Genomic DNA, 6,465 nt, shown 5'->3' with positions numbered 1-6,465 from the left:
GGCGTGCGCTCCGCGCCCGCCTGAAGCAGCAACAGCAAGAGGAGCCGGGGGTGACGCACCCTCAACCCTCCCCGCCCAACCGGGCGGTACACCCCACACCAAGATCAGGTGAAGCGAGGCGCTCAAATTCCGCGCCACGCAGGGAGGCTACCACCCCGACACCCCACATGACAGCAGTACCAGCCAATCTGACGTACCTTCCCCAACTCTTGTGCGTCATGACGCACCATCGGGATAGAGTCTGGGCTCAGCACGCACCCCCTCCCCCGGCTCCACCCCTCAGCACGCGCGGAGGAAATGCCGCTCCGTCAGTACCACTGCTGACAACGGGAAACCTTCACTCGTCACCTCTGTATAGCCGAGCAGAAAGCGGGTCTCTGAATGCCTCACATCGAATTGCGACCGCATCAGGCCGAAGCCGTAGACGCCGTGGTGAACCACCTTCAGGACCCACCCGGAGGGCACATTCCACCGGAGGGACTTCGAACGCAGGTAATCGCCGCTACCGGATCGGGCAAGACGCTGATTGCCGTGGAATCCGCACGGCGGCTCTCCGCGCGGCGCGTCCTGGTCCTGGTGCCGACGCGGGACCTGCTGACACAGATGGCCGGCGCCTGGCGCCGAGGCGGCAGGCGGGGCGCCATGGTCGGGGTGTGCGACCTGCGGCCCGAGGAGTCCGACGGCATCCCGTGCACCACCGACCCGGACGAACTCCTGGAGTGGGTGCGGGACCTGGAGACGGTCACCGTGTTCGCGACCTACGCGGCGGTGGGTCTGGGCAAGCTCCAGCGGGCGCACGAGGCGGGTTTGCCGGTGTGGGACCTCATGATCATCGATGAGGCCCACAGGACAAGTGGGGACGGGTTGAAGCCGTGGGCGGCGGTGCACCATCAGGAGCGGATTCCTGCGGTGCGCAGGCTCTACATGACGGCGACGCCTCGTGTGTGGGAGGCCGAGGGGGAGCAGCCGCGGTTGGTGGCGTCCATGGATGAGGACAGCCCGATCTTTGGGCCGGTGGCGTACAAGCTCAAGCTGTCGGAGGCGATCCGGCGGGGGATCGTTGCGCCGTACCAGGTGGTGTGCCTGGACATCCGGGATCCCGACCTGTACGCCGCGCTCGCCGAGGAGGCCGGCGGCTCGGACCGGGTGCGCGGGGCGCGGCTCGCAGCGCTCCAGACCGGATTGCTGACGGCTGCGAGGCGGGAGCGGCTGCGGCGCATCCTGGCGTTCCATAGCCGGGTGTCGGAGGCGGAGGCGATGGCGCGGGGTGTTCGGTCCGTGGCGGCCCGGCTCGCCGAGGACGACCCGGAAGCGTTCCCGCCGGCGGAGCGGGTCTGGTCGGACTGGCTGCACGGGGACCACGCCCCCGGATATCGGCGTGAAGTTCTGGCCGAATTCGCTTCCGATTTCATCGGTGGTGCCCGGTCGGATATCCCGGCGGCGGTGCGTGTTCTCAGCTCTGTGAAAGTGCTGGGGGAAGGCGTGGATACGGCACAGTGTGATGCGGTCGCATTCTGCGATGCCCGGGGGTCCATGGTCGACATCGTGCAAATGGTCGGGCGTGCCCTGCGTTTGAGCCCGGGTGAGGGGAAATTGGCGTCTTTGGTGGTGCCTGTATTCCTCGGTCCGGATGAGGACGCCGATGACCTTTTGACATCGGATGCGTACGGGACCCTCGCGAAGGTGCTCGGGGCCCTGCGGGCGCACGACGCGGACACCATCGAGGCGCTGGCCGATCCACGGCAGCGCAGCGGACGCCGGACCGACGACGACGAGAATCAAGTACCGCTGTCAGAAGTCGAGTTGGGCGCCGAGGCCCAGGACCAGGACGACGAGGACCAGGACCAGGGCGCCGAGCTCGCCGAGGACCAGGACGAGGCGGACGCGGGCGCCGAGGATGACGTGTGGGTGAGCCAGGCAGCGGCGGGCCTGCTGCGGTTCAGCACGCCGCGCGATCCCGCGCTGCTCGCGCAGTTCGTGAGTCTGCGGGTGATCGACCCTGAGAAGACGTACTGGCGGCGCGGGATCGCGGCGGCCACCCGGTGGCGGCGGGAGAGGGGCGGCGGGCAGTTGCGGGTGCCGTACGACTACGTGATGGCCGAGGACGAGTCGGCCGGCTCGGGCTTTCCGCTGGGGCGGTGGCTGGCCGACCAGCGGCGCTACTACAACGCCGGAACCCTGGAAGCTGCCCGCGTCAAGCAGCTCGACGCGCTGGGCATGGTCTGGTCCCACTACGACGTCGCATGGGAGGAAGGTCTCACAGTCGCGCGATCGTGGGCCGCCGCACACGGGCACTTCCTCCCGCCGGTCCAGGCAGTGGGAGACGGCGGCTACCCGATCGGCGTGTGGGCCAAGAACAGGCGGGCGGAGGCCCGCAGGGCCCTGGAGAACGCCGAACGGCGCGCCGCCGGGGAAACCCTGCCCGTGGGCGCTGGAGAGCTGCCAGAGAGCCGCCTGGAGGCTTTGGAGGCCATCGACCCGGGATGGTGCCCGCTGGGGTGGACCGTGGCCTGGCAGCGCTGCTTCACCCTCACCCGCACCCACGTCCAGGCCGGGGGCACCCTCCCCGAGACGGCCGGTGAACTCGTCATCCAGGGCGAAGACCTCGGGGCATGGGTCGCCGCGCAGCGGCAGGGATGGGACAAGCTCTCCCCCGCACAACAGTGGCTACTCGGCAGCACGCTCGCCATGGAGCCCGCCGGCCCCGCAGCCCGGCCCGCCAAGCTCACCGCAGACGACAAGTGGGCGCTCAACCTGCGCGCCGCCCGGCAGTTCCACACCCGCGAGGGACACCTACGCCCCGCCCGCAAGCACATCGAGCGCCTGGACGTCGACGGCGAAACGGTCGACATCAAACTCGGCACCTTCCTGGACAACACCCGCCGCCGCGCCGACAAGCTCACCCCCGAACGCCGCGCGGAACTGGACCAACTCGGCATGCGCTGGTAACCCGACCGGCACCGAGGGCGGCGGACGGCCAGTACCCGCCGCCCTCGCCGGCTACGGCTGATGCACCCCGAGATCACCATCGTCTGGACCGACCGGGCCTACGCGGGCAAGCTCGTGACCCTCCGGCGGCGTGGCCATGGCCGTCTGTCTCAGAGGCCGTCACGCTCCTGCGCAAATCAAACTAAGCAGCACGGGACCACCTGGTAGCAGAGAACGTGAACCCTGACAGGTACCCATCGGAGTCCTCGCCCACCTTGGTCAGCTTCAGGTAGAGGAGGTTTCCTGCGTTCGTTTCGATGCAGAGGGATGCGCCCTTGTGAAGGATCGTCTGGCTGTCGACGTCGCTCCCGGAGAGAGGGTTGCTGATCGCTTGCGTCTGGGAGTCCAAGACGCACTGAGAGGGAGATGGGGCTGTCGCCTTACTCAGGCCGACTGCTTGGACCTTGAAGTCAAGCGCGTCGTTGTTCGAAGGAGAGCTTGAACACCAGAAGGTGTGCCACTCAACGTCAAAGGCATCCTTGTCCACCTCAGGCGGGATGTCCCCCTCCTGACTCCGGTACTTGATCGGATCGGCATCCAAGTCAAACAAGCCGCGCCTGCACCCGCCACCGCCAGGCGCAGGCATGCTGAACGGTCGATCCTTATACACCTGCCTCCAGCTTGTTGGCTTAGGCGAGGGGCTTGTAGTCGGAGAACCCGGCGGTGTCTGCGGGGGCGGCCCAGACTGTGTCTGCGAGGGCGCCGTGGTAGTCGTCCCTTTTGCGTCAGGCCTATGGCTGTTTTTCCCGAAGCTCTGGTTGATACCGATACCGGCGAAGACGAGCACTGCTGCGGCCACAACCGCACCGCCCACCTTGAGGCTCAGCGGAAGTCGCTTAAGTACGTGCGCGCCGGAGGGAATCGCCTGGGGGTGGTTCGCATGCGAACCACCCAGGTCATCCCAGGGGGAGTGCTGGGGGTGGTTCGTACGCGAACCACCCAGGTCGCCTCCAGGATCGTGCCGTACATCCAGCTGCTGTCCCCGCTCGTAGGCAGCAAGTTCAGCTCGGAGTTGGTCACGCCGGGCCAGGACAGCGTGTCTGTCCGCGGCCCGCTGGTCGTTCTCGGTGCGGAGCTCTTCGAGCTGCTGTTGCAGAGCTAGGCGACGCTGGCGTTCATCGTCGCGGTCTTCGCGCAGCGTGTCCATCTCGGTCATGAGATTGGCCATCGTGTTGTGCGTCGCGTTCATCGCCGTGTTCAGTTCGCGGATCAGCACCGTGTACTTGTAGTCGGCGAGCATCTTGCGGTGAGACTCAGACGGCGGTGGCTGCTTCCGCGCGCAGTACAGCTCCAGCAGCTCGCCGTACCGCTGCTTGAACAGCGCTGCGGCCTCAGCGCCCAGACCGCCTCGCTCCTGTGCTTCCTCCGCCAGCACCTCGACGAACCGCAGCGGCGGGATATTGGGCCCCCGTTTCTCTGTGCACCAGGTACTGACCTTGCCGTCCCCGAAGTTGTGCATCCTCTCGAACTCGTTTGTCGACCGCCCGGTCATCTTGAAGAGTTCGCGAACCATCTTCTTGAACTCGATGAGTGCTTGGACCCGGCTCTCCTCCTCGTCGCTGCTGTCGGAGAGATCCAACTGCTGATCAGTCACTGGTTCTCAACACCCCTCTGAGACCTGGTTGAAGGCAGCATTCTGTCGCGCGTGCGTACCACAAACCCGCTGGTCTTCAGTACTGCCGTGACCACAACCGCTGGTCGCCTCCGCACTGCGGAGCCAAGAGGGGGACGCTCTCCTGGTGCTCGGCCGACACCAGGGGCGCGGACCGGATATAGCCGAAAGGTATGCACATGTACGGCCACGACCCGCTGCTCATCGCCCTGCTACTGATCCTCGTAGGCGCAGGCATTGGCATCATTCAGCACCGCTGGCCCACGATCGGAGCATCGATCGACCTCGCCACCAAGGTGCTGATTGCATTGATCGGCATGCTCGTCTTCGTCAGTGGAGGAACAAGCGGCAAGGGAGCACCGACGAAGCCCACCCCTCAGCCTTCCGCCTCAACGGCTGCCGGATCGCCAGCCCTTGCCAATCCGACGGTCGCGCCGGCGGCCCGCCCAAGGTCTGAGTAGCCGAGCCTGGCTACGTGCGACATCGAGTACCTCGTCGGAGGAGTGGGGGACCCACCCGCCCCGCTTCTCCGCCACGGCGCCGGCATTGCCAGCGTGGGAAGACTCGGTGACCAGCCCGCGGCAGGGGTGTGCACGGTGGAGTGGGCCGGATATCGAGTCCGGCGCGGGCGCCGATCCGGGTCCCAGATGCGGGTCGGTCTGCCAGTGAAGACTATGGGCGGGGAGGATACAGGGCCATGAGCACCAGACGCCCCCTGCTGACCCAGCGCGAGGCCGCCGCAGCCTGCGGCGTGAGCCGTACCACGATCCGCCGCCGTCGCGAGGCCGGCGAACTCCCCGGATCCGTACTGGACGAGGAACGCGGCTGGCTGATCCCCGTCGAGGACCTGCTCGCGGCCGGTTTCCGGCTCAACGCCCCCGCACCCCCGGATGACCAGGCCGCTCCCGGCGCCGAGGAGACAGCCGCAGACAGTAGGGGTCAGGCCGGGGCGGCTGAGCTGCGGGCCGAGCTGGACCGGCTGCGGCACGAGCACGAACTCCAGCTCGCTGAGGAACGCAACGCTCGCGCGCTCGCCGAGACAGAGGTCCGGCACCTGCGCGAGCGTCTCGCCGAGCGGGCGGACCACATCGCCGACCTCCAGCAGGCGCTGAAGGCTCTCACCGCGGCGCCGGAACGGGCGGCCATCCCCCAGCCCTCACCCCCCGCCGCTCCCCCACCCGCACCGGTCACGGCCGCGTCGACGCCACCAACCAACAGTCAGCACCAGGAGCAGGAGCAGGAACGGCGCCGGTGGTGGTCTCGCCGTAGCTGACCGACGCCGGTCGGCTCGGGGCGGAGCACGCCCGCCAGATGGCTCTGCATCTGACCTGACGTCCGACCAGGCCGCCCCGGCCCAGGAGGGAGGTCACGGGTGCGCAGGGGAGCGGGAGACGGCCGCACAGCGGCTCTTTGACCACAGTCGCGACGGCAATGCGGTGGTCCCGGCGCAGCCGGTGTGCACGCGGGGGCGGATTTCAGCGAGCAGGGTCGTCAACGGCGCGGGCACCGGCTCCGAGGGACCGGCGCGGGGCGGGAGTCGTCACGGGGTGCTTGCCGAGGACTCCCCGGGCGCGCAGCTCGGCGAGGTCGGGCAGGCGGACACCGGGCAGGGAGTCGAGCAGGTCGGCCTGGGCAGCGCGGATGCCATGCGCGGCCTGAGGGCCGGCGCCGAGTGCGCGGCGAGCAGTCACACCGATCATCGTATGGGCGTCCGACGACGGCGAGGAACCAGAAAGCGAGCGGGGGGGGGCCCCGGGGGGGGGGGGGGCCCGGCCCCCCCCCCGCCGGGGGGGGGGGGGCGCCCCCGGGGGGGGGGCTCCGGGGGGGGGGGGGGGGGGACGCCCCCCCGCCCCCCCGGCCCCCCC

Annotated in this window: 5 protein-coding genes; 3 read left to right on the top strand and 2 right to left on the bottom strand. The window is 68.7% G+C overall.

The window, feature by feature from the left end:
* The first annotated feature begins 381 nt into the window (after nt 1–381).
* Nucleotides 382–2,949: a Helicase associated domain protein gene (locus ACH4LD_RS42605; RefSeq protein ID WP_398059895.1), complete on the top strand. Its 2,568-nt coding sequence runs from the start codon at nt 382–384 to the stop codon at nt 2,947–2,949.
* 181 nt (nt 2,950–3,130) lie between these two features.
* Here ACH4LD_RS42605 and ACH4LD_RS42600 read toward each other — a convergent pair whose 3' ends face one another.
* The gene (locus ACH4LD_RS42600; RefSeq protein WP_398059893.1) at nt 3,131–4,582 is read right to left on the bottom strand and encodes a hypothetical protein; all 1,452 of its coding nucleotides are present in this window, start codon (nt 4,580–4,582) and stop codon (nt 3,131–3,133) included.
* A 197-nt stretch (nt 4,583–4,779) separates the two neighbouring features.
* On the opposite strand from ACH4LD_RS42600, the gene ACH4LD_RS42595 reads away from it, so the two are divergent.
* Together ACH4LD_RS42595 and ACH4LD_RS42590 are read left to right on the top strand one after the other, a co-directional pair.
* Complete coding sequence (locus ACH4LD_RS42595) at nt 4,780–5,061, top strand: hypothetical protein (RefSeq protein WP_398059891.1); 282 nt, start codon at nt 4,780–4,782, stop codon at nt 5,059–5,061.
* A gap of 236 nt (nt 5,062–5,297) precedes the next feature.
* Nucleotides 5,298–5,873, top strand: a complete 576-nt coding sequence (locus ACH4LD_RS42590) for a helix-turn-helix domain-containing protein (protein WP_398059889.1) — start codon at nt 5,298–5,300, stop codon at nt 5,871–5,873.
* 202 nt (nt 5,874–6,075) lie between these two features.
* Here ACH4LD_RS42590 and ACH4LD_RS42585 read toward each other — a convergent pair whose 3' ends face one another.
* A complete protein-coding gene (locus ACH4LD_RS42585) occupies nt 6,076–6,291 on the bottom strand; it encodes a hypothetical protein (RefSeq protein ID WP_398059887.1) in 216 nt (71 codons plus the stop codon).
* Nucleotides 6,292–6,465: the final 174 nt, after the last annotated feature.

The organism is Streptomyces sp. NPDC017676 (assembly GCF_044329325.1).
Taxonomy (GTDB): Bacteria; Actinomycetota; Actinomycetes; order Streptomycetales; family Streptomycetaceae; genus Streptomyces.
This window is presented reverse-complemented; position numbering and strand designations above follow the sequence as displayed.

What these genes read in the sequence shown, in the direction of transcription:
- ACH4LD_RS42605 (WP_398059895.1), top strand. Translation starts at nt 382, where the DNA reads ATGCCTCACATCGAATTGCGACCGCATCAGGCCGAAGCCGTAGACGCC.
- ACH4LD_RS42595 (WP_398059891.1), top strand. Translation starts at nt 4,780, where the DNA reads ATGTACGGCCACGACCCGCTGCTCATCGCCCTGCTACTGATCCTCGTA.
- ACH4LD_RS42590 (WP_398059889.1), top strand. Translation starts at nt 5,298, where the DNA reads ATGAGCACCAGACGCCCCCTGCTGACCCAGCGCGAGGCCGCCGCAGCC.